Here is a 23,839-nt window from a genome sequence, read left to right on the forward strand (position 1 = left end):
TGTCTATTGTACATCTTAACATTAAATCCTCCACATTAAAAGAGAGCATGCACTGTTCATCGAACTCCCGAACCCCAAAACTCCCGAACCCCTGGCCCCCATGGATGGGGGCCTGTGGCCGTTGAATTTAGGACAAATTCAAGGCCACGTTTTCTTTTGGTTCGTTTTCTTTGCGCCAAAGAAAATGAACAGCCGAAACCTAACAAAGAGAGCTGACGTATAAGGACTCAGTCAAGTTCCTTATAAGAGAAGTAATCGAAATCAGCCGGCATCCCCGTCCCGGTTATATCAATGGCATTTATCCCCACAAAAGCCCCAGTAAAGAACCCTCCTCCCCGCACATAATCATCGGAAAGCTTCCAACTATCCAGCACCACGGGGATTTCCGTGAAACTCTCCCCATCAAAGGAATAGAAATACCGATAACTCCTGCCCCGCACCTCAACCTTGAAATGTACGGCCTTGAACTCCTGGGGAATGGCAATCTCCTCGCCTGCCAGGGGCATGGAGAAGCTGCCGTTATCTGCCACTACCAAATCAATGCAGCGGCCCTTTTCCTCATTCCAGGTCACATGGACGCTGCTCCAGTTCTCAGTGTTGTAATAGCAGGTCATGCCAGCCATCTGCTGGAAGGACTCGGGAGCAAACTCCACGCTGGTCTGGGCGTCGAAGTTGAAGCTCTGCCAGCGGCGGGCCACATGGGCCTGGGTGAAGGTGGACTGGAGGGACTCACGGCCATAGAGCCGCAGGAAGCCGGGGCGGGCGGTGAGGCTGCCTAATTTCTCGCTGAAGGGAATGCGCAAAGTCTGGAAGTTGATGTTCAGCTTCGCGCTGTCAAAATCATCATGCTCCGGATAGGTGGGCTCCCATGCCTGCTGGGGCAGGTTCGGGGCTTCCACTTCCAGGCTGCCCTGCTGGCCGCCAACTACTATGGGCCAACCGTCCTTCCACTCGATTTTCTGGATGGCGGTCTCACGGCCAAGGGGGCAGAAGCTGTGCTGCTCACGCTCCCGGCTGGGGAAGCCTTTCGGCGTGGGCAGGGGACGGCCCGTCAGGTGGGCCAGATACCATTCGCCGTTCTGGGTCTGTACCAGAGAAGCGTGGCCGCATTTCTGCAGGGGATTGTGGACTTCCTTCCAGGCAGAGAGCAGGGGATAGTCCGGCTGGATTTCGTAAGGACCGTGGATGTCTTTGCTGCGGGCAATGGTCTCGGAGTGCTGGTAAGTGGTGCCACCCTCGGCGGTCATGAGGTAGTACATATCATTGATGTAGTAGAGGTGGGGCCCTTCGGTATAGGCGATATCCGTGCCCTTGTAGATGATTTCCGGCTTGCCGATGAGTTTTTCTTCCTGAACGGAATACTCCTGCAGGGCAATGCCGTAGAAGTTGTGATGGTAGACCCGCTGGTCCCAGTACATATTCACCAGGTACTTCCTGCCGCTGGGGTCATGGAACAGGGAGGCGTCAAAGCCGGCGCCGTTCAGCAGCACGGGCTTCGACCAGGGACCGTGGATATCCTCGGCGGTGGTGAGGTAGTTGTGGCAGTCCTTCCACATGCCGTCCACTACCTTCACGTCCGTGTAGATCAGCCAGAACTTGCCATCGGCGTAGCTGAGGTCAGGGGCCCAGATGCCGCCGGAGTTGGGGTTGCCCTTCATATCCAGGAACTCGGTGGTGTCCAGGGGATGAGCCACCAGATGCCAGTGGACCAGGTCTTTGGAATGGTGGATCTGCACACCGGGGAACCACTCGAAGGTGGAAGTGGCGATATAGTAGTCATCGCCAGCCCGGACAATGCTGGGGTCGGGGTTGAAACCTTTCAGTACGGGGTTCTGTATTTTCATGATGAAGTCTCCAATCTTGCTTTAGGAAATATCAAAGAGTGCTGGTGGCGAGGGTGGCTTCACCCTCCTGGACTTTTTCTGCGTTGTGGCGGCGCTCCAGCTCCGTCACTACTTCGTGGTAGCGCTTGTCATCAAGGCCGTAGAAGCAGATGTCGATGAAGGCCACAGCCAGGAACAGTATGGGAATGATGGTGGTGGTGAGCAGGATGCCCTGTAGAGCCTCCGGAGTCTGGACGGCGTTGGCCACATAGCCGAAGCGGGCCAGCATGAAGCCCGGGACAATGCCGCCCAGAGCCAGGCCGAACTTGAAGAAGAAGCCGATGATGGCGTAGATCATGCCGCTGAGGCGCTTGCCGGTCTTGTACTCGCCATATTCAATAGTTTCGGGAATCAGGGCCCACATAAAGCCACCAGCCACGATGATGCCGCAGGAGCCGATGAAGCGGGCAATGAGCACCAGAGAGATGTTCTCAGCAGGCACAGCATAGGTGACGGCGCAGCCGATGATGCCCAGCACCAGGGAAATGCGCAGGAGATTGATCTTGCCTACCAGCTTGTTGAAGGTGGGCACCAGGGGCAGCAGGAAGAAAGCAGGCAGGGTGCCGATGAGGCCGTACCACTGGATCAGGTCAGGACGGTTGCAGTTGTAAGTGATGAAATAGGTGCCAATGGAATTCATGACGGCCATCATGCCGAAGAGGATGATGAAGAAAAGGCTCAGTACCACCAGGGGGCGGTTGACCTTGAACTGCTTGAACACATCGGTGAAGCGGAGTTTTTCATCATTGGAAGGGTCAATCTGGATGCGCTCTTTGGTCTGGGAGAAGCAGTAGAGGAGAAGGAGGGCGCCGATGACGCTGTAGAGGCCCATGGTGACCTGCCAGCCAAAACGGGATTCCTCACCGGTGTAGCTGCCGGAAATCATGGTGACCAGCACGGGAATGCCAAAGGAAACAATCAGGCCGCCCAGGTTGGCGCAGAGCATGCGGATAGAGGTCATGCTCACCACTTCCTTGTTGTCACGGGTCATGGCGGCAGTCAAAGCGCCGTAGGGGATGTTGATGGTGGTGTAGACCAGGGACAGGCCGATATAGGTGGCGTAAGCATAGATGATGCTGGCCCCCTCAGTGAGTTCCGGGGTGCTGAAGCAGAGAATGCCCAGCACGGCAAAGGGGAAGGCACCATAAAGCAGGTAAGGACGGAACTTGCCATATTTGAAGGTATGTTTATCCACAAAAGTACCCACGATAGGGTCAACTACCGCATCCATCACCCGCACCACCAAGAACATAGTGGCCACAATCTCGGCAGGCAGCCCGTAGACATTGGTATAGAAAAACAACAGATAAGTGCAGACCGTAGTGTAGATGAGGTTGCAGGCCAAATCACCCATAGCATAGCCCGTCTTCTCCCTCATGCTAAGCTTATAATTTTTCAAGGCTTCCATTTCAACTAGCTCCTTCCAAAAAAAGAACGGCATATATCAGGCCCCAGGGATGGGGCCCCGCGGACGCGGAAATCATAGGATGTGATTTCAGTCCGCTGTCTCTTTTGGTTCGTTTTCTCTGCGCCAGAGAAAATGAACAACCGAAATCTTACAAAGAGAGGTTTTCCCCTTTCAAGCCAACCCAAGCGCCTTCGTCCCCAAGACCACTTTCCTCGTGTGCAATCAGCCACTTATTCACCGCAAAGAGCAATTTGTCCTCGCCCTTCGCTTTCGTGGTGTCGGCCTTCAGCTCCTCATTGGTATGCCGAGGCAGCACCACTCCGCAGCGGAACTCCTTGCCATCCACCCCACATGGTGCAAAGTGCAAAGTAGTGGCATAAAGCTCCACCGCCGTCCCTTTGGGCACCAGGAAGCATTCCACCTTCTCCGTATCATAAGTGAAGGTCTTCTGGTCGATATCCTGCTGGCGCCCCACCATGAGGATCAGATCAGTAGCCGCAATATCCACCTCAGAACTGCGATGATACTCCAAAGCATTCAGCTTCTCATTCCACCCGGAGCAATGCCCAAACTCCACTGGCATATCCCCATAAACCCTCTCACTCATCTCAGAGAAAAGAGGCAACTCCTCAAACTCAGCCACAGAAGGCTCATAAACAACCTCCCCCTGAGCCGTTTGCTCGTGCCCACTGATAGCCGTAGTGAATTCATAGGTATCAACATCCAGCACTCTGCCATAGGTCAGAAATTCTTTGTCGTTAACTGTTTTCATACTCGTTACCTCAGACAATGCAAATCTCCCGAACCCCAGGCCCCCAAGGATGGGGGCCTGCGGCCGTTGAATTTAGGACAAATTCAAGGCCGCGTAAACATGCCACTGGCATGTTTACTCTTTTGGTTCGTTTTCTTTGCGCCAAAGAAAATGAACAGCCGAAACTTAACTTAGGATGCCAACTCTGCGTAGCAAGGCTCCAAACTCTTATAAAGCTTCTTATAAACCTCATGTTCCTTAGCATAGAAGGCATTAGCATCAGCCTTAGGCTGACAAACCGAAGTAGTCCCCACAAACCTCCTGCAGGCGCTGGGTACATCCTCAAACACCCCGGCTGCCACGCCGCCAAGTATCGCAGCCCCCAGGGCTGCACCTCCTGCCTCGGCTCCCACCTTCACGGGGCAGCCGTACATATTGGCCAGCATCTGCCGCCACAGGGCGCTCTTGCTGCCGCCGCCGCAGGCCATCATATCCTTGACCTCAATCTTCATTTCCCTGAGGATATCCCAGCAATCCAGCAGGGAGAAACTGACGCCCTCCATCACAGACCGCAGCATATCGGCCTTGGTGTGCATGGCGGAAAGGCCGAAGAACACGCCACGGCAGTCGGGATTCAGATGGGGAGTGCGCTCACCCATAAGGTAAGGAAGGTAAATAAGTCTGCGGCTGCCTCTTGGCACGCTGGCAATAGCCTGATTGATGGCCTCATAGTCCATGTTCTCTGCCAGATTCTCCCTGAACCACTTCAGGGAAAGGCCTGCTGCCTGGGTCACCCCCATGACGTGCCAGCAACCCGGCACTGCACAGCAGAAGGTGTGGACCCTGCCTTTGGGGTCGATGAGAGGCCGGTCAGTATGGGCGAAGACCACGCCGCTGGTGCCGATGGTGGTGAAGGCTTTGCCTGTCTCCACAATGCCCGTGCCCACGGCAGCCGCCGCATTGTCACCGGCGCCCCCTGCCACTACGCAGTTGGTGGAAAGGCCCGTGCGCTGAGCAAACTCTTGGGTGATAGTGCCGGTGATTTCCGGGGATTCAAAGACCTTGGGCAGGAGAGCTTCATCTATCTCCAGCTTTTCCAGCACTTCCTTTGACCAGCAACGATGGGGCACATCCAGGAGCTGCATGCCGCTGGCATCGGAAACCTCCGTGGCGTATTCTCCGGTCATGGCGAACCGCACATAATCCTTGGGCAGGAGAATGTGGCGGCAGGCCTGGTAATTCTCCGGTTCATGGTTTCGCACCCAGAGAATCTTGGAAGCGGTGAAGCCCGTGAGGGCGGGGTTGGCGGTGATCTCTATCAGACGCTCTCTGCCAACCTTGGCGGTGATTTCCTCACATTCAGCCGCCGTGCGCTGGTCGCACCAGATGATGGCGGGGCGGATGACCTCATTGGCTTCATTCAGCATCACCAGGCCGTGCATCTGGCCGGAAAGACCCATGCCAACTACATCTTCCTTATCCACCCTGCTCTTTGCCATGACTTCCCGGATGGTGCTGGCAGCGGCTTCCTCCCAGTCCTTGGGATCCTGCTCTGCCCAGCCGTTCTGGGGCTGGTAGAGGGGATACTCAGCGGAGGCCTCTGCCACCTGGTGGCATTCTTCATCAAAGAGCACCGTCTTGGTGGCGGAAGTCCCCACGTCCACGCCGATAAGATATTTCATTTCAGGTTCCTCCCTAAATACGATATCTGTCGTATTGCGTTCTCGGCGTTGCGTGCTTATGAACGCAACTCACGGTAATCAATATAGCACAGGACGAAACAAGAATCAATACTTTTTGTGGGACAATTTTTTATTTTATTTATCGCGTTTAAACACCACTAATAATATAAAACAAGAGTCGAAATTTTACAGAGCGATAAAAATCAAAATAAAACGATTGACAAGCTGGCCTGGGGGTGCTATGCTTTGCATGTATCAAGCGTGCATGAGCACGCAAACGTGTATCAAAGGAGCGCTTAACCATGAATAATCTGAAGAACATCCCCTCTGTAAAATGCGGCATCATCTCCGTGAGCCGTGACTGCTTCATCATTTCCCTGTCCGAGAACCGCCGCAAGTCCATCGTAGAAGCCTACAGCAAAAAGTACGGCGAGCTCTATGAAGTGAAGAAAACCGTGGAAAACGAGAAGGATATGCTGGAGGCTGTGCAGGAAGCCAAAGACGCTGGCTGCAACGCCCTCACCGTCTTCCTGGGCAACTTCGGCCCGGAGACTCCGGAAACCCTCATTGCAAAAGTCTTTGACGGCCCGGTGATGTATGTGGCCGCTGCCGAGGAAACGGGCAAGAACCTCATCAATGGCCGTGGCGATGCCTACTGTGGCATGCTGAACTGCTCCTATAACCTGGGCCTCAGGCATCTGAAAGCCTTTATCCCCGAGTACCCGGTGGGCACCGCTGAGGAGCTGGCTGATATGATTGCTGACTTCCAGCCCGTGGCAAGAGCTCTGCTGGGACTGAAGGACCTGAAGATCATCACCTTTGGCCCCCGTCCCCAGGACTTCTTCGCCTGCAATGCACCCATCCAGCCTCTCTATGACCTCGGTGTGGAAATCGAGGAAAACTCTGAGCTGGACTTGCTGGTGGCTTACAAGAGCCATGAGGGTGATCCCCGCATCCAGGAAATTGCCGATGATATGGCCAAGGAGCTGGGCAAGGAGGGCAATCCCTATCCCGAAATGCTGCCCCGCATGGCCCAGTTCGAGCTGACCCTGCTGGACTGGATGGAGGAGCACAAAGGCTCCCGTAAGTACGTGGCTTTTGCTGACAAGTGCTGGCCCGCTTTCCCCAAGGAATTCGGCTTTGAGCCCTGCTATGTGAACAGCCGCATGGTGAGCCGGGGCATTCCTGTATCCTGTGAAGTGGATATCTACGGCGCCCTCAGCGAGTACATCGGCCTCTGCGTCAGCGGCGATGCGGTGACTCTGCTGGATATCAACAATTCCGTGCCTAAAGACCTCTATGAGGAAAGCATTGCCCCCGCTGGCAAGTACAAGCTCACTGACACCTTCATGGGCTTCCACTGCGGCAACACTCCCCTTTGCAAGCTGAAGAAGGGCGGCGTGAAGTACCAGCTCATACAGAACCGCCTGCTGGAAAATGGCGGCACCCCCGACTTCACCCGTGGCACTTTGGAAGGTGACATCACTGACGGTGACATCACCTTCTTCCGCCTCCAGAGCACCAGTGAAGGCACCTTGCGGGCTTATATCGCCCAGGGAGAGATCCTGCCTGCTGCCACCAATTCCTTCGGCGGCATCGGCATCTTCGCCATCCCCGAAATGGGCCGCTTCTACCGCCATGTGCTCATCGAGAAGCGCTTCCCCCATCACGGCGCCGTGGCCTTCGGACACTTTGGCCGCGCCATCTACGATGTACTCAATTTCCTGGGAGTGGCTGACATCAGCTACAACCAGCCCGCTAATCTCCCGTATCCCACGGAGAATCCCTTTGCGTAAAACTTTTCTCCACAAGTTTTACATATAGCTCCAACGAAAAAGACAGGCGCCTTTTGCGAGGTGCCTGTCTTTTCTATTGGATGGTATATGCTTTGGTTTATGTTCTTATATATCTTGTGGCCCGTCCCTGTCCTACCCGGCGGATTTTTCCGGCCTTTACCATAGCCCCCAGCACTGCTTCTACGGTGGTGGGGCTTACGTCTGGCAGGATGGCACAGATGTCTCGTTTGGATAAGGGCGTGAGGCTGTTTTCCAGAGTGGCTTCTATGCGGGCCTTTTTGGTGACTTTTTTGCCGTGCAGGATGGCGAAGCGTTTGTCCAGTTCCTTGTAGCACATATAGAGCATAGAAAGGAAGTTTTTCATGAAGGGGGCATAGTCCGAAGTGTTTTCGTGCCAGCCCCGGCTTGATTCCTGCAGGGCGGTGTAGTAGAGCTGCTGGTATAGGTTGATTTGTTCCTCGAAAGATATGTATTTTCCCGCCAGGAAACCTTTTTTGTAGAGCAGCAGCAGGGAGAGCAGCCTGGACATGCGCCCGTTACCGTCCCGGAAGGGATGTATGCAGAGAAAATCGAGAATGACGCAGGGGATGAGCAGGAGCTGGTTGATATTGGCATTGCCACGGGCTTCCATATAGGCGAGTTCAAGCTGCTCCATAGCCTCGGCAGTTTCTTGGGCAGGCACGGGGCGAAAGCGTATGCGACGTTTGCCAGCGCTGTCGATTTCCAGGATGAGATTGTCGTTTTGCTTGTACTTGCCGCCATCGTCGTTGCCGCTGAAGGCCAGGAGCTGGGCGTGGAGGGAGAGAATATCAGCCTGGCGGAAATCGAGATCCTTAAAATTTGTGTGTATGGTGTTCAGAGCATCCCTGTAGCCCGCAATCTCAGCTTCATCGTGGTTCAGAGGAGCACTGCTTTGGTTTACTATGGCGGCTATTCTTTCATCGCTGGTGATGATACCCTCAATGGCATTGGAGCTTTTGACAGATTGTACGCGGGCCACCTGCTCAAGCTCGGTGAAGATTTTTGGGTTGGCCTCCCGGCGCAGGCCGGAGGCAGAGCGAAGTGCATAGATATTGGCCGTCAGGTTGGTAAGCGCTGCAGGCAAAAGACCGTTGTCCAGGAAAGAGTAGTCAAAGATATGCATATAGTCACCGCCTTTCTGCATATAAATTAGCATAGTATATGCAGAAACACAAGAGAAGATGGTGCAAGATTATCTTGTACATAACAAAGTTTCCTCTTGGCGGCAGCCAGCAATCTGTTATAAGGTGAGTTCCTATTAGAGCAGAGATCCGGCAGGATTCTGTTGGCCTGTGTCGAAGGAGTATATGATTTCAGCAAATAGGAAAGGAGATTTGACAAAATGAAAATAGGAATTATCGGCGCGATGAAATCCGAAGTTGAGGCCTTGAAGGCCGCCCTGGACACCTCCCGCAAGGAGACGAAGGCCTCCATGGAGTTCTGCGAAGGCAGGCTGGGGCAGATGGATGTGGTGGTGGTGCAGAGCGGCATTGGCAAGGTCAATGCGGGCATCTGCGCCCAGATCCTGGTGGATGATTTTGCGGTCACCCATATCATCAACACCGGCGTGGCCGGCTCCCTCAGCAATGAACTGGATATTGGGGACATCGTCATTTCCAAAGACGCGGTGCAGCATGACTTCACAGTGGAAGCTATCGGCTTCAAGAAGGGGGAGATTCCCTTCACGGGCAAGGTGGCCTTTGAGGCAGATGAGACTCTGCGGCAAAAGGCCCTGGCTGCTGTCAAGGCGGCTCTGCCTGACATCAGGGCCGTGGAGGGCCGGGTCTGCTCCGGCGACCAGTTCATTTCCTCCAAGGAGGCTAAAGAGCGCATCATCGCAGACTTCGACGGCACCTGCGCCGAAATGGAAGGCGCAGCCATCGCCCAGGTCTGCCATGCCAACAACCTGCCTTTCGTAGTCCTGCGCGCCATCTCCGACAAGGCCGACGGCAGCGCCCAGGTGAGCTTCGAGGAATTCGAGCAGAAGGCGGCGAAGAACTCGTCAAGGCTGGTGCAGTATATGCTGGAGAACTGGTGAGACGTATGACATGGATTGGACCATTGAGTATTACTTAAAATAAAATGGTGACGGCATCTCCGCCCGCATCATCAACATGCCCACCATCAAGACTCTGTATGAGGAACTTATCCTGCAGGCCGCCAGGGACCGCGGCAAGCTCATCACCGTAGAGGAACACAACATCAGCGGCGGCCAGGGCGAAGCTGTGTGCTCCCTGCTGGCAGAGCATCAGCCTGTGCCGGTGAAGCGCCTGGGCATCCCTGACGAATTCGACCACTCCGGCTCCGCAGACGAACTTCTGCAGCAATTCGGACTCAACGCAGAGCATATCGCAGCAGCAGCTAAAGAGATGCTGGGAAAATAACTTCATAAACAGGAAAGCCCGAGGTGCTGTCAAGCGCCTCGGGCTTTTCGATATGCGTTGATTGAACTGCTTCAAAAACACTTCAAAAACACTTCAACATAACTTCAACATCAACTTCAAACCAACTTCAATAGCATTATCCTTCCAGTATGCACTTGAGGAATTCTTCTCCGTACCTTTCCAGTTTCCTCTCGCCGATGCCCTTGACTTCCAACATCTCGTCCATAGTACTTGCGCAGCAGAGTCTGGGCCTCGGCTATATAAGGATTGTCCATGAAAACACCTATTTCTGTAAATTTGATTCGAAAATGATCGGTATTACCATCCTACCATAGATTGAGGGGGATGGTTGGAAACCTACGGGAAAAACTCAATCAAAATGATAGTTTTATATCACTAAACAAAATAAAATCTGAAAAAGTAGTTGCAAATGATATGTTGCCGTGCTATAATGACTTCATAAATGAAAGATATATAACATTTAGATATAAGGAGTGATGATGGTGAGCTTTCAATATCGCCAGGAAGCAGTTTGGATTGGCATTGATGTAGGCACCACTGGTGTCCGTGCCATTGCCTATGACATCACGGGCAAAAAGGCGGCTGGTGCAGAGGCTTTTTATCCTCTGCTGACACCCCATCCGGACTGGGCGGAAGAGAATCCAGAGCAGATCTTCGCTGCAGTCAAGGAGGTGGTGGGCAAGGCCGCTGCTGACCTCAGATACAAGAGCCGCCAGCTGGCAGGACTTTCCCTGAGCACTGTCATGCACAGCTTTGCGGGGCTGGACGAGCATTATCGCCCCTTGATGGATATGCAGACCTGGGCAGACAGCCGCAGTGCAGGCATCGTGCGGGAGATGAAGGAGGACGAGGGACTTTGTCGCCGCTTCTACGAGAAGACAGGCTGCCCCATCCACGCTTCCTATCCCCTGGCCAAGATTCTCTGGCTGAAGAAGAATCACCCGGATATGTTCAGCCAGATGAAATACGTGGGCTCCTTGAAGGACTACCTCTTCTACGGACTCACGGGCAAGTGGCTCATAGACAAGTCGGCGGCCAGCACCAGCGGCCTTTACAATGAAAAGCAAGGCGTTTGGGATGAGGAAATCCTCTCCTATGCGGGCTTGAAAAAGGAGCAGCTGCCGGAGGTGGTATCCACTACCCACCTGGAGAAACTGCAGGAGAGCGCTGCCTCGGAAATGGGGCTGCCTGCAGGCCTGTCAGTGGTCATCGGCGCCACAGACGGAGTGCTGGTGAATGTGGGCATCGGGGCGGTGGAGCCAGGGCAGCTCAGCGCCACCATCGGTACCAGCGGTGCCCTTAGGATGCTCACCCGGGAGCCCCTCACCGACGGGAAGATGCGTACCTGGTGCTACAACCTGACAGACGATATGTGGGTAGCGGGAGGCGCTATCAACAACGGGGGCATGATCCTGCGCTGGGTGAAGGACAAGGTCTGCCACTACACGCCTCATCATCTGGAAAACCTTGATGTGGATGGGTACGACCTTATGACCATGAAGGCCGCCCATGTGGCGGCGGGCTCTGACGGCCTGGTCATGCTGCCCTGCTTCACTGGGGAGCGGGCACCTTATTGGAATTCGGAGCTGCGGGGCATGTTCTTCGGCCTCTCACTCAATCATAGCCGTTCACACATGATAAGGGCCTGCCTGGAGGGCATTTCCTACAGCATGAACGCAGTGATGCTGGCCCTGCGGGATTTTGGGGAAATCAGGGACATCCGGGTCAGCGGCAGCTTCACTAAGTCGGCGCTCTGGCTGCAGATCCTTGCCAGCGTGCTGAATGAGGAACTGATTCTGCCGGACAACAGCGAGGGGGCGGCCTTCGGGGCGGCGGTGCTGGGCTTCATTGCCAGCGGCGAGCTCTCCGGCATCGGGGCCACCAGGGAACTGGTGAAGCCAAAGCGCATCATAACTCCTGACCCTGAAGAGGCCAAGGTTTATAAGGAACTTTACCAGATATTTGATAGCCTGTACTGGAAACTGCAGCCGGAGCTTTCCGCTATTGCCGCATTCCAGAAGGCTCATGCATAGGGAGGCATCATGATGGAGAAGAAAATGGATATCGGCATGGTGGGCATGGCCGTCATGGGCAGCAACCTGGCCCTGAATATGGCTGATCACGGCTTTGAGGTGGCTTGCTACAACTACACGCCAGACCTGACGGAAAAGGTGCTGAAGGAGCATCCCCATGAGCGCATGCACGGCTTCTTCGACTTGCAGGAATTTGTGGACTCCCTGCAAAAGCCCCGCCGCATCATGTTCATGATCATGGCCGGGACCCCGGTGGATTCCATGCTTGAGAAGCTGGTGCCTTTGCTGGAGCCTGGGGACATGATCCTGGACGGAGGCAACTCTTTCTTTGAGGATACCCGCCGCCGCCATGACCTGCTGCAGGAGAAAGGCCTCCATTACTTCGGTGTAGGCATTTCCGGCGGGGAGAAGGGGGCCCGCCGTGGGCCATGCATCATGCCCGGCGGGGACAAGGCTGCCTATGAATATGTGCGCCCCATCTATGAGGCCATCGCTGCCAGGGCAGGGGAAGAGCCCTGTTGCGCCTACATGGGCACTGACGGTGCGGGGCACTATGTGAAGATGGTGCACAACGGCATCGAGTATGCAGATATGCAGCTGATTGCTGAGGCCTACCTTTTGCTGAAATATGCCGGAGGCTATAGTAACCGCGAGATTGGCGAGATTTTCCACCAATGGAACCAAGGGGAGCTCAAGAGCTTTCTCATCGGCATCACGGCAGATATCTTCATGGAGGCTGACGAGGCAGGCGGGGAGCTCCTGGACAAGATTTTGGACAGCGCCGGCCAGAAGGGCACGGGGCGCTGGACCAGCATAGAGGCCCTGCGGCAGGGGGTGAACACCTCACTTATCACCGCTGCCTGCAATGCCCGGGTCATGTCCAACTTGCTGGAGGAAAGGGAGGAACTGGCTCCTCTGGTGCAGGCAGAGAGAAAGGCAGAGCCTGCCGAAGGATTCGTGGAAATGGTGCGCAAGAGCCTCTACCTGGGCAAGATTGCGGCCTACGCCCAGGGCTTTGCCCTCTACAGCTCCGCTTCGGAACACTTCGGCTGGCAGCTGGATTTGGGGCGGATTGCCGCCATCTTCCGCTCCGGCTGCATCATCCAGGCAGAGTTTTTGGACAGGATCACGGAGGCCTATGGGGAACAGCCGGGGCTGAAGAATCTCCTGCAGGACAAGTTCTTTGCGGGGAAGGTCAGGGAAAATCTCGCCTCCCTGCGGCAGGCAGCTGCCCAGGCCATGCTGGCTGGCATTCCCATTCCGGCCCTGGCCTGTGCGGTTGAGTACCTGGACGCACTGGGGGGCAGGCATCTGGGAGCCAACCTCATCCAGGCACAGCGGGACTGCTTCGGCGCCCACACCTACAGGCGCACTGACCGGGAGGGCAGCTTCCACCACGAATGGCAGAAGCATTTTTGAGTTCATCATCTGATTGGAGACAATAGGAGGGCTTGTTTATGCCGCTTATAATTTTGGCAGTTGGTATACTCTTTCTCTTTTTCCTGATTGTGAAAGTAAGGCTCAATAGTTTCCTCTCCCTGCTCCTGGTGGCAGGACTGGTGGGCTACGCCGAGGGGCTGCCCGAGGGGCAGATCATCCCCGTGATTGAAAAGGGCCTGGGGGGAACCCTGGGCGGCCTGGCCATCGTGGTGTCTTTCGGCGCCATGCTGGGCAAGCTCATGGCAGAAAGCGGCGGTGCCCAGCGCATCGCCACCACCCTCATCGACGTATTCGGGCGCAAGTGGGTGAAATGGGCTGTAGCCCTCACTGGCTTCATCGTGGGCATCGCCCTCTTCTACGAAATCGGCTTCGTGCTCTTGATTCCCCTGGTCTTCACCATCGCCACGGCGGCGAAGATTCCCCTGCTGGAGGTGGGAATTCCCATGGCGGCGGCTCTCTCCGTCACCCATGGCTTCCTGCCGCCCCATCCGGGACCCACGGCCATTTCCATCATCTACAATGCAGATATTGGCCTGACTCTGGTGTACGGCGCCATCATCGCCATTCCCACTGCCATTGTGGCAGGACCCCTCTTTGCCAATACCACTAAGGACATCCAGCCGGAATCTCCCCAGGGCATGCATAGCAGCAAGGTCTTCGAGGATGAAGAAATGCCCGGCTTCGGCATCTCCGTCTTCACCGCCATGGTTCCCGTGGTGCTCATGGCCGCTTCTGCCATTGCCAAGCTGACTCTTTCTGCTGATTCCGGCCTCTATCAGTGGCTCACCTTCCTGGGTACTCCGGACATGGCCCTGACCATTGCAGTGGCAGCGGCCATCTACACCTTCGGCATCAGGCAGGGCAAGACCATTCCCGAGATCATGAAGATCTGTGAGGGAGCTGTGCTCACCATCGCCATGATCCTGCTCATCGTGGGCGGCGGCGGTGCCCTGAAGCAGATCCTCATCGACAGCGGCGTGGGCAGGTACATCGGTGAGATTGCTGCCCAGTCCAACCTTTCTCCCCTGCTCCTGGCCTGGACGGTGGCAGCGGTCATCCGCATTGCCTGCGGCAGTGCCACGGTGGCAGCTCTCACGGCAGGCGGCATTGCCGCTCCCATCGTGGCGGTGACGGGGGTGAATCCCGAGCTCATGGTGCTGGCCACCGGTGCTGGCAGCCTGATTCTCAGCCCTCCCAATGACCCGGGCTTCTGGCTCTTCAAGGAATTCTTCGGGCTTTCCGTCAAGCAGACCGTGCGCACCTGGTGCGTGCTGGAGACCATCATCTCCGTCATGGGCCTCCTTGGCGTGCTGGCGCTGGATGCCATCATTTGAATAACCAGGGACTGCAGACCGACCCAATGGGCGGACTGCAGTCCCTTTTGGTTTCCTTTCTAATGCGTTATAATGATTATACTAACATCAGAAAAGGGGAGCCTTTATGAAAGAACAGGTTTTGCCTATTTTACGCAGCGCCTATGATGATCTCACCAAGTCGGAGAAGCGGATTGCCGACTATATTTCGGAGCACAGGGATGAGATCATGGGGCAGACGGTGGCGGAAATCGCCCAGCATACTGGCAGCGCTGAAATCACCATTTCCCGCTTTTGCAAGAAGCTGGGCTTTGGCGGCCTCCAGAGCCTCAAGATTGCCCTGGCCTCGGAACTGTCCAGTCCTGCGGAAACTCCCTACGGGGACATTGGCAAAGAAGACGGTGAGGCAGCGGTGGCGGGAAAGATTTTCCGCAATATAACAGACGGCCTGCAGGACACCCTGAAAATCCTGGACTTCACCCTGATTGCCAGGGCTGTGGAGCTGCTGCAGGGAGCCCGACGGGTGGCTATCTACGGTTTTGGCAACTCGGCTACGGTGTGCAAGGATATGGAGACCCGCTTCCTGCGCTTCGGCATGGCGGTGCAGGCCTTCAGTGACGCCCATATGCAGGTTACCTCGGCAGCCCTGCTGGACGAGCATGATGTGGTCATGGCCGTTTCCCATAGCGGTGCAACCAAGGATATCCTGGAGTCAGTGCAGATTGCAAAGGCCAGAGGGGCCAAAGTAATCGCCATTACCAGCTATGCGCAGTCGGAACTGGCCCGCCGGGCAGACATCGCCCTAATCGGCATGGGCCGTGAGGTGAACTACCGCTCGGAAGCCGCCGCCTCCCGCCTGGTGCACATGGCCATCGGCGATATCCTCTATACCTGCCTGGCCATGAAGATGCCAGAGCAGTACCAGGCCAACCTGCAGAAGATGAGGGAAGTCATCGCCGCCAGGAGGCTGTGAGATGGCCGGGGGTGTTTCTTCTTGTGAAGCAAAGAAAGCCTTGCAAAATGGCAGGAATCAGCCCTGTTTTGTCGAAAGGCTCAGGAGAGTCCAAGTAAAACGCAAAGGAGACTGGTTATCGAGCAGAAGGCGGCGAAGAACTCTTCAAGGCTGGTGCAGTATATGCTGGAGAACTGGTGAGACGTATGATATGAGTAAAAGCCCGGAGCATTTTCGCTTCGGGCTTTTCAAGTGGCAAAGATATGATTGAACTGCTTCAAATACACTTCAACACAACTTCATTGTCAACTTCAAACCAACTTCAATAGTGTCATCCTTCCAGGAGGCACTGGAGGAATTCTTTCCCGTACCTTTCCAGCTTCATCTCGCCGATGCCCTTGACCTCCAGCATTTCGTCAAGTGTCTTGGGCTGCACTGCGCACATATCTTTGAGGGTGGCATCGGAAAAGACCACGTAGGGAGGAACGTGCTCCCGGGTGGCGATTTCTTTGCGCAGGCGGCGCAGCTTGTCGAAGAGGCCGGAGTCGGCGGGAGTTTTTTCAGGCTCTGGCTTGGGCACGGCCTGAAAGACTTTTTCCTGTCCCTTGAGCACGGGATAGGCGGCGGGCTTCAGGGTCAGCACAGGGAATTTGCTCTCGGTGATGGCCAGATAGTCGGTGGCTACGAATCTTTGGATGAGCAGCTTGATATCTGCCAGCTTCCGTTCTTTCATCAGGCCGAAGGTGGAGAGCTGGTCAAAGCGCAGCTCGTGAACTTTCTTGTCCTGGGAACCTTTCAGTACCTGGGCCACCAGATTGAGGCCGAAGCGCTCCTTCATGCGGTAGACGCAGGAGAAGACTTTCTGGGCATCTAGGGTCACATCGATTTTCTCCAGCCCTGCCTTGCAATTCCCGCAGTTGTCGCAGGTCACCTCGCCGCTTCTGTCTCCGAAGTAGCTGATGATGAAATGGCGCAGGCATTCGGGGGTGTGGCAGTAGTCCACCATTTTTTGCAGGCACCCCAGGTTGTGGGCTTTGCGCTCCTCGTTTTCCGTGGAGATGTCGATGAGGTATTTCTGGGTCATGACATCCTGGGGGGAATAGAGCAGGATGCAGCTGCCCGGCTCTCCGTCCCGGCCGGCGCGGCCTGCCTCCTGATAGTAGGCCTCGATGTTCTTGGGCATATTGTAGTGGATGACAAAGCGCACATTGGACTTGTCGATGCCCATGCCAAAGGCATTGGTAGCCACGATGACCTGTACGTTGTCATAGAGGAAATCCTCCTGGGCCTCTGTGCGCTCCTTGTCGGAAAGGCCCGCGTGGTAGCGTCCCACGGCGAATTTCTTCTTGGCCAGATGCTCATAGAGCTTGTCCACTTCCTTGCGGGTGGCGGCGTAGATGACACCTGCCTCATCACTGTGGGCCTTGAGGTATTTTTCGATGAATTTCTTCTTGTCTTCCCCCCGGCGCACCTCGAAGTACAGGTTGGGGCGGTCAAAGCCTGTTACGTGCACCTGGGGTGAGCGCAGGTGCAGGAGGTTTACGATGTCTTCCTTGACCTCCGGCGTAGCCGTGGCGGTAAAGGCGCTTACCAGGGGACGGCGGGGGAGGCTGGCGATGAAGGGGGCAATCTGCCGGTAACTGGGACGGAAGTCGTGGCCCCACTGGGAAAGGCAGTGGGCCTCGTCCACCGCCACCATGGAGATTTCCTGCTGCTCGATGATATATTGGAAGTAATCAGTATCCAGCCGTTCCGGGGCAACATACACCAGCTTGTACTGCCCCGCCGCAATGGCCTGCAGCCGCTGGGAGGATTCCCTGGCGGTGAGCTGGCTGTTGATGAAAGTAGCAGGCACCCCTTGCTCCTGGAGGGCGTCCACCTGATCCTTCATCAGGGAAATCAGGGGGGAGATGACCAAAGTCACCCCGGGGAAAACCAGAGCCGGCACCTGAAAGCAGATGGACTTGCCAGCTCCCGTGGGCATGATGGCCAGGGTATCTGCTCCCGACAGCAGGCTCTCCACCACCGGCCGCTGGGCTGGCCGGAAGTCCGGGTAGCCATAGTACTTGCGCAGCAGGGACTGGGCTTCGGCTATATATGGATTGTCCATGAAAACACCTATTTCTGTAAATTTGATTCGTAAATTATCAGTATTACCATTTTACCATAGATTGGAGGTGGTGGGGCTGATGACTGCAATGTGGTTAGATTCTGAACAAGTGGCCAAAGAATAGGGCCCTGAGCATGGGGGATGCTCAGGGCCTTGTTTTATCAGCTGCTGCCAGATGATGCTGCCAGGATTCAGGCTGTAGTGCCGTAACCGTTCATTACAACATCAACCTTGCCGGTGCGGGGGTGGAAGATTAGCCCGTGGATTGCCACGTCTGCAGGTATCAGGGGATTGAGGCGGATGAGCTCCACTGTGTCGATGACGTTCTGTTCCGGGTGGTGGAACTCGTCGGCCCATTCTGTAAGCTCCTTTTTTATCATGTGGATGGCTTCTTTGGATATGCCCCTCTCCAGCATGGTTTTGATAAGCCCCTCGGAGGTGGTGTTGGCCATGCCGCATTCGTGATGGCCGATGACGAAGATTTCCTTCACTCCCAGTTCGTAGATGCAGACCAGCAGGCTCCTGATGGTGCCGTCAAAGACGCCGGTGATGCCGTTGCCTGCGGTCTTGATGACCTTGGCTTCGCCCCGGCCGATGCCCAGGGCTGGTTCCAAAAAATTAACCAGCCTGGTGTCCATACAGGTGATGAGTGCCACCTGCTTCTGGGGCAGCTTGCTCTTCTTCAAATCCTCCAGCGTGTAGTCTGCCGGGGGATGGGCACAGAATTCGGCATTGGCATCAAGCATATCCTGAAGTTTGGACACAATGCATTCCTCCTTATTCGCTCCCATGTTTGGGCAATTTTGATATCGTGTTTTGGGTGGCATAACGCTGATTATATGTTGAACCTATTCTGCATGAATGCAGAGGTTTCCTTTCATTAAGTGAAAAGTTGTGAAAAAACATAGCCTCCCCGGATAGGGGAGGCTGCTATCAGTGGCCCAGGGTCATCTCAACTTTCTGAACTGCCGCTGCCCTTTCCCGCATGGCGGCGGAGGTGAGGCGTTGCCAGATGTGGTGGACTTTTTCTGTGTATTCTTTTGGAGAAATGTGGTTTTCTTTCTGTTTTTCTATGTAAGTCTTGATGGTGCTGCGGAACTGCTCATTCAGCTGCACCTGCCTGAGGGACAGCAGCACTTGCAGGTTGCTGTCCACCAGATAGAGATGCAGGGTCTTGTCCTGCAGGATCTCTTCTGTGGGCCATTCCTCCGGCTTCAACAGCGGGAGCCCCAAGGGGGCGTCTCCCCAGCCTTCCTTGAAGATGCCGTCTATCTGGTACAGGAAGAACAGCACACCGTCCTCTTCATAAAGGGCCAGCTCCATCTTCCCTGTGCGGAAAGCCTCCCAGGCAATGACGTCCGTGCGGGAGAGCTTCAGGATAAACATGAGCCCGTTCACATCGGCCTGGAAAAGACCCCCGTCCCCCTGCTCTCTGATGGGCAGGGGGAATTTTTGTCCCACTTCGAAATTCGTATAGTCCATAATACACCTTCCTAAGTTTATTCTTCGCTGCACCGTCTTACGGCGCTGGCGATACCTTCCATGTAGAGGGGGATGTTGTCCCTCAGCTTGTCCAGGGTTCCCGGATGGGGAGCGGCTATGTACTTGAAGCCGTTGTGCTCGTAGATGTTGAAGTAGTAGCCGTAGGACTTGCGGTGGGAGAGCCCCAGCAGCGGCAGCACATTCATGTAGACCCCCTGTCCCAGCATCAGTACTCCTACAGGTTTGAAGGTTTCTATTTCTGCCAGCAGGTGCTGGAAGCAGTTTTCAAGCTCATAGCGGCTGGGTTTTCGGGGCCTGCCGCTGGAGAGGGGCGGGCACTTCAGAAGGTAGGCGCCGTAAAAGCTATAGCCAAAGCGGGCCAGGTCTTTCAGGGCTGGCTCCAGCATGGGGCCGGCGGGAAAGCAGCGGTCAAATTCCGGCGGGGCATTGCGCTCCTCCGGCGGCAGTAGCGGTGCGGTGTAGTCCACGCAGATGATGACTTTATCCCCTTCGGCGGCCTCATCTATCACCGGAAGCTGGTGTCTTCTTATTTCACAGTTATGGCATGCTCTTATCTTATCCCCTAAGGTCACGAAGAATCCCTCCCCTGATGTACTGACTTTAGTATAGCATTTTCAGCGCCACAAGGCTAATAAGAAGGAACTTTGGCAGAGGCAAAGAATTAAGAATATGGTAAAGACGGATTCACAGAAAGGCAGATGGGGTGCGTGACAGCAGAGGAAGCAAAGATCTTACTGACGGGGCAGGGGCTGAGGCCGGGACTTTTGCGTGAGGCGGAATCTTTTAGGGAGAAATATCCCTGGCAGGGTACGCGGAAGGTGGCTGTGCCCCGCTACCCTTATTTTGGCAAAGAGATTTTGGAGCAGGCTCTGGCAGCGCTATTGGCTGGGGCGAACCTGCTGCTGGTGGGGCCAAAGGCGGCAGGGAAGAATATATTGGCAGAGAGTCTGGCCCTGCTTCTGGGGCGGCCTGCCTGGAATGTTTCCTTTCACATTGATGTGGACGCTTCCTACCTTATTGGCATGGATACCTTCAAGGGAGGAGAGGTGCAGTTCCGCCCCGGGCCGGTGCATGAGTGTGCTTCTTTAGGAGGCGTGTGCATCCTGGATGAAATCAATATGGCCCGCAATGAGGCCATGGCGGTGCTTCACTCTCTGCTGGACCATCGGCGGCTGCTGGAAGTGCCAGGGTATGAGCAGCTGCAGTTGCACCCGGCAGCCAGGTTCATTGCCACTATGAACTACGGGTATGCGGGGACGCGGGAACTCAATGAGGCGCTTTTGTCCCGCTTTGTGGTGCTGCATTTGCCGGTGCCGGGGGAGGAAGAACTCATGGCGCTATTCTCCTATGAGTTCCCTGACCTGCGTCAGGAGGCAGGGCAGATGCTGGCGGCGCTTTTCATGGATATCCGCAAGAAGTATGAGGAAAAGGAAATCTCAGGCCGGGCGCTGGATTTGCGAGGGCTGCTGGAATCTGTGCGGCTTATCCGCTTGGGACTGACCGTTAAGGAAGCGCTGGCCATGGGACTGGTGAATAAGTGCTTCGATGTCCAGGAGAAGACATTGGTGGAGGATCTTCTGGCCTTGCGGGTGTCGGAGGATTGGGGGGCAAAGGAGTTTTTTTCATTCTAAGGCGTTCGGGACAGGGGCATGGCAACGCTTCACTTGGAATTTTACCATAGAATCTAAGCTCCCACTGCGTGCAGCTCTGCTTCGCAGAGCTGCGCTTGTGCTCGCTAAGATTTATGGTAAAATTCCACACGTTCCGCTTATGCCATGCCCCTGTCCCTTACTTACTGGCGGTTGGTGGGGGCAGGGCGTGTGCTTGGAAATGAGGGGGGATGTTGGTGGCTTATGAATCCTTAAAGCTGGGGAGGAAGAAGCGGGCCCTCAATATGGTCTGGTCGGCGGCGGGAAGTTATGGCTTTCGGCCGGAGTTTTTGGCTTTTCAGCAGAGCGGGGAGCCTGACCTTTATCTCAACTCTATTGTGGGCTTTGTGCACAGGCATTATGAGGTGGAAAGGCTCTCTGGTTATTTTCGTGAATTGAATCATTCCCTGCTGGGTGAACTTTTCACAGAGCTTTTCTGGCTGGGGCTGGAGGAGGCGGCCTTTCAAAGGGAACAGCCTCACCGCCCTGTGCTGAAAGATTTGCGCCGCCGTCATGCGGAGACTTTTCTGGCAGAGGACACTGACCTTGCCATGCAGCAGCTGATGATGCGGCAGGAGCTGGCCCATACCCTGAAGTGCATCCGCTGCCGGGAAATCCTGGGGGAGAAGGTGCGGATACTGAATCCCTGGGACAAGCGGCTTTACGAGGCATTGCGGTTTACGGGAGAAATGGATACCGGGGCAGTCATCTCCGCCATGGAGGGCATCATTGAAAGGTTCTTCCGCTTCCATTGGGAAAGCCCGGGCAGGAGGGTGCTGCATTTCGGACTGAATCCCAGGCTGCGGGCCTTGCTGGGGAAAGTCCTGCCCCATGCCCACCAGTGGGGCCAGGGGAACGGTTCCTTCATGGAGCTGGCGGGAGCAGAAGCAGGACCAAGGAAAATCCCCCTGCCTGGGCTGCAGGGCCATAGGCTGGGGGATGAGGAACTGACAGAGCGTTTTGGTGCGCCCCTCTGGGGCAGGGAGAGGCAGAGGGAGCTGGAGGCTTTTTACTGCCGCGGCCCCCATGCCAGAGTCAGGCTTTGGCTCACGGCAGAGCGTGGGCAGCTGCGGCAGGAGAATCTGGACTTCTTGGCAAAGCAGCAGGCAAGATATCGCACGGAACTGAGGGACCTTGCTCATCGTCTGAAAAACAGCCTGCTGGTACACCGCCAGCCTATGGAGCTGCCGTCAAGAAGAGGCAGGCTTTCTCCGGGCCGTATCTGGCGGGGGCTTTACCTGCGGGATGAGCGGGTGTTCTCTGCCATGGAGCCTGCCCATTATGGAGAATTTTCCCTGCTGCTCCTGCTGGATGCCTCAGCCTCCAGAGAAAGCCGTCAGGCCGTCATTGCCAGCCAGGCCTGCCTCATTGCCGAAGCCATGGGACAGGCGGGGATTCCCCTTGGGGCGGCTTCTTTTTTCAGCGAAGGAGGCTGCACGGTGCTCAGGCAGTTGAAGACTTTTACGGAGACTTCAGCGGAAGGGATATTTTCCTACGAGGCAAGGGGCTGGAACCGGGACGGGCTGGCCCTGAGGGCCGTACCGGAACTGTTTCACGGGGCCAGGGGGCGGAAAATCCTCCTGATTCTCACCGACGCCAATCCCAGCGACGAGGCAGGGCTTCCTGCCCATGGTCTTGGTCCTGCTCATATTTATGGCGGGCAGGAGGCCATGGAGGATACCGCGAATTCAGTCAAGGAACTGAGGAAGCAGGGCATCAAGGTGCTGGCCTTGGTCAACAGCGTCTTTGCAGAGGAAATTGCCGAGGATTTTGCCAGGAAGATTTATGGGGAGAACTATATAAGGCTGCAGGATTTGTCCCAACTGGCGCAGAAGGTCGGGGATCTGCTGGCGGCTGAGATTGAAGAATATTGACACGGCACATAAGTTTGGTATATTGATATGAGAGTTGTTCAGCGGTTCATAGTTTGTAAGGGGGAGCGAAAATGAGATATTTGATCATCGGCGCAGGCGGTACTGGCGGTGCTCTGGCAGGATTTTTGGCGCGGGCAGGGCAGGAGGTCGCTCTGATTGCCCGGGGCAGCCATTTGGCAGCTATACAGAAGGAGGGCCTCACTGTAGATTTGCCTGAGGAGAGCTTCACGGTGAAAGTCCCCGCCTATGATATGCCTGGCTACCTGCAGGCAGGCGCTGAGACCCCGGATATTGTCTTTGTCTGCCTCAAGGGCTATTCCATGTCAGAGGCTGCGCCCTTCCTGCAGCAGGCGGCAGGAAGCCATACCCTCATCATCCCCATCCTGAATATCTACGGCACCGGCGGCAGGCTGCAGGAGGAGCTGCCGGAGAAAATCGTCACTGACGGCTGCATCTACATCTTCAGCCAGAAGGGGGAGCCGGGCCATATCAAGATGGGGGGCAATCTCTTCCGGGTGGTCTACGGCCTGCGCCGGGGCACATCTGAGTCGGTTTCACAGCTGGCAGAACCTGTTCTGGACAAGCTCACTGCAGAGCTGACGGAGGCGGGGGCTAAGGCTGCCCACTCCCACCAGATAGAGGCTGACTGCTTCCGCAAATTCACCCTCATTTCCCCTATGGCTTCTTTGGGAGCCGCCTACGGCACAAGAGGCGCCGACCTGCATGAGGGCGGCGCCTATCGGGAGAAATTCATCGCCTTGGTGAAAGAGCTCATGGCCATTGCCAAGGCTCAGGATATCAAACTGCCTGAGGATATGCTGGAAATAAACCTGAAGCTGGTGGATGATATGGTTGACGAAGCCACTTCCTCCATGCAGAGGGACGTAGAAGCAGGCAGGCCATCGGAAGTGGAGGGGCTTGCCTATGAGGTGGTCAGAATGGCCGCCAGAGCCGGTGTGAAAGTGCCGGTTTATGAAGAGATTGAGAAAGTGCTCCGGGACAAGGGGCTTTGATTTTCC

At 55.6% G+C, this 23,839-nt stretch carries 20 protein-coding genes; 10 read left to right on the forward strand and 10 right to left on the reverse strand.

Translation table 11 applies throughout. The features are described from left to right. Positions 1-227: 227 nt before the first annotated feature. The 4 genes from P159_RS0107135 to xylB form a co-directional block, all read right to left on the reverse strand. The gene (locus tag P159_RS0107135) at positions 228-1,844 is read right to left on the reverse strand and encodes a glycoside hydrolase family 43 protein (RefSeq protein ID WP_029542771.1); all 1,617 of its coding nucleotides are present in this window, start codon (positions 1,842-1,844) and stop codon (positions 228-230) included. A 31-nt stretch (positions 1,845-1,875) separates the two neighbouring features. After that, complete coding sequence (locus P159_RS0107140; protein WP_029542773.1) at positions 1,876-3,291, reverse strand: MFS transporter; 1,416 nt, start codon at positions 3,289-3,291, stop codon at positions 1,876-1,878. Positions 3,292-3,439: 148 nt separating this feature from the next. Beyond that, a complete protein-coding gene (locus P159_RS0107145) occupies positions 3,440-4,063 on the reverse strand; it encodes a DUF4867 family protein (RefSeq protein ID WP_029542774.1) in 624 nt (207 codons plus the stop codon). A 170-nt stretch (positions 4,064-4,233) separates the two neighbouring features. Continuing rightward, positions 4,234-5,724: a xylulokinase gene (xylB, locus tag P159_RS0107150; protein WP_029542776.1), complete on the reverse strand. Its 1,491-nt coding sequence runs from the start codon at positions 5,722-5,724 to the stop codon at positions 4,234-4,236. A gap of 302 nt (positions 5,725-6,026) precedes the next feature. On the opposite strand from xylB, the gene P159_RS0107155 reads away from it, so the two are divergent. Then, positions 6,027-7,520: a fucose isomerase gene (locus P159_RS0107155; protein WP_029542777.1), complete on the forward strand. Its 1,494-nt coding sequence runs from the start codon at positions 6,027-6,029 to the stop codon at positions 7,518-7,520. A gap of 97 nt (positions 7,521-7,617) precedes the next feature. Here the strand turns inward: P159_RS0107155 and P159_RS0107160 are convergent, their stop codons facing one another. Continuing rightward, complete coding sequence (locus tag P159_RS0107160; RefSeq protein ID WP_029542779.1) at positions 7,618-8,664, reverse strand: Fic family protein; 1,047 nt, start codon at positions 8,662-8,664, stop codon at positions 7,618-7,620. A 219-nt stretch (positions 8,665-8,883) separates the two neighbouring features. On the opposite strand from P159_RS0107160, the gene P159_RS0107165 reads away from it, so the two are divergent. Both P159_RS0107165 and P159_RS0107170 read left to right on the forward strand, forming a co-directional pair. Next, on the forward strand, positions 8,884-9,579 hold the full coding sequence (locus P159_RS0107165) for a 5'-methylthioadenosine/adenosylhomocysteine nucleosidase (RefSeq protein ID WP_029542780.1): 696 nt from the start codon (positions 8,884-8,886) through the stop codon (positions 9,577-9,579). A gap of 55 nt (positions 9,580-9,634) precedes the next feature. Beyond that, on the forward strand, positions 9,635-9,925 hold the full coding sequence (locus P159_RS0107170; RefSeq protein WP_349254356.1) for a transketolase C-terminal domain-containing protein: 291 nt from the start codon (positions 9,635-9,637) through the stop codon (positions 9,923-9,925). 136 nt (positions 9,926-10,061) lie between these two features. On the opposite strand, the gene P159_RS19905 is transcribed toward P159_RS0107170, so the two are convergent. After that, complete coding sequence (locus P159_RS19905) at positions 10,062-10,151, reverse strand: HRDC domain-containing protein (protein ID WP_072004125.1); 90 nt, start codon at positions 10,149-10,151, stop codon at positions 10,062-10,064. A gap of 274 nt (positions 10,152-10,425) precedes the next feature. Between P159_RS19905 and P159_RS0107180 the strand changes: the two genes are divergently transcribed. The 4 genes from P159_RS0107180 to P159_RS0107195 all read left to right on the forward strand — a co-directional run bounded on the left by P159_RS0107180 (position 10,426) and on the right by P159_RS0107195 (position 15,705). Beyond that, positions 10,426-11,979, forward strand: coding sequence for a gluconokinase (locus P159_RS0107180; protein WP_221174080.1), 1,554 nt, complete (start codon positions 10,426-10,428; stop codon positions 11,977-11,979). A 9-nt stretch (positions 11,980-11,988) separates the two neighbouring features. Beyond that, positions 11,989-13,398 (forward strand): decarboxylating NADP(+)-dependent phosphogluconate dehydrogenase, encoded by a 1,410-nt coding sequence (gnd, locus tag P159_RS0107185; protein WP_029542785.1) that lies wholly within the window; start codon positions 11,989-11,991, stop codon positions 13,396-13,398. Between the two features lie 38 nt (positions 13,399-13,436). Further along, entirely contained in the window at positions 13,437-14,753 is a 1,317-nt protein-coding gene (locus P159_RS0107190) for a gluconate:H+ symporter (protein WP_029542786.1), read from the forward strand. A 106-nt stretch (positions 14,754-14,859) separates the two neighbouring features. Beyond that, entirely contained in the window at positions 14,860-15,705 is an 846-nt protein-coding gene (locus P159_RS0107195) for a MurR/RpiR family transcriptional regulator (protein ID WP_029542788.1), read from the forward strand. A gap of 310 nt (positions 15,706-16,015) precedes the next feature. On the opposite strand, the gene recQ is transcribed toward P159_RS0107195, so the two are convergent. From recQ to P159_RS0107215, 4 genes are all read right to left on the reverse strand, one after another. Further along, on the reverse strand, positions 16,016-17,794 hold the full coding sequence (gene recQ, locus P159_RS0107200) for a DNA helicase RecQ (protein WP_029542789.1): 1,779 nt from the start codon (positions 17,792-17,794) through the stop codon (positions 16,016-16,018). A gap of 191 nt (positions 17,795-17,985) precedes the next feature. Continuing rightward, positions 17,986-18,558 carry a carbonic anhydrase gene (locus tag P159_RS0107205; protein WP_029542791.1) on the reverse strand — a complete coding sequence of 191 codons (573 nt, stop codon included), beginning with the start codon at positions 18,556-18,558 and terminating at the stop codon, positions 17,986-17,988. Between the two features lie 169 nt (positions 18,559-18,727). Next, the gene (locus P159_RS0107210) at positions 18,728-19,276 is read right to left on the reverse strand and encodes a hypothetical protein (protein WP_029542792.1); all 549 of its coding nucleotides are present in this window, start codon (positions 19,274-19,276) and stop codon (positions 18,728-18,730) included. A 17-nt stretch (positions 19,277-19,293) separates the two neighbouring features. Then, complete coding sequence (locus P159_RS0107215) at positions 19,294-19,869, reverse strand: uracil-DNA glycosylase family protein (protein WP_139283618.1); 576 nt, start codon at positions 19,867-19,869, stop codon at positions 19,294-19,296. Between the two features lie 135 nt (positions 19,870-20,004). Between P159_RS0107215 and P159_RS0107220 the strand changes: the two genes are divergently transcribed. The 3 genes from P159_RS0107220 to P159_RS0107230 all read left to right on the forward strand — a co-directional run bounded on the left by P159_RS0107220 (position 20,005) and on the right by P159_RS0107230 (position 23,833). Beyond that, positions 20,005-20,928, forward strand: coding sequence for an AAA family ATPase (locus P159_RS0107220; RefSeq protein WP_221174076.1), 924 nt, complete (start codon positions 20,005-20,007; stop codon positions 20,926-20,928). A 215-nt stretch (positions 20,929-21,143) separates the two neighbouring features. Beyond that, positions 21,144-22,820, forward strand: coding sequence for a hypothetical protein (locus P159_RS0107225; RefSeq protein ID WP_185753658.1), 1,677 nt, complete (start codon positions 21,144-21,146; stop codon positions 22,818-22,820). Positions 22,821-22,891: 71 nt separating this feature from the next. Next, positions 22,892-23,833, forward strand: coding sequence for a 2-dehydropantoate 2-reductase (locus P159_RS0107230; protein WP_029542798.1), 942 nt, complete (start codon positions 22,892-22,894; stop codon positions 23,831-23,833). Positions 23,834-23,839 lie beyond the last annotated feature (6 nt).

The sequence above is a fragment of the Selenomonas sp. AB3002 genome (assembly GCF_000702545.1).
Taxonomy (GTDB): Bacteria; Bacillota; Negativicutes; order Selenomonadales; family Selenomonadaceae; genus Selenomonas_B; species Selenomonas_B ruminantium_A.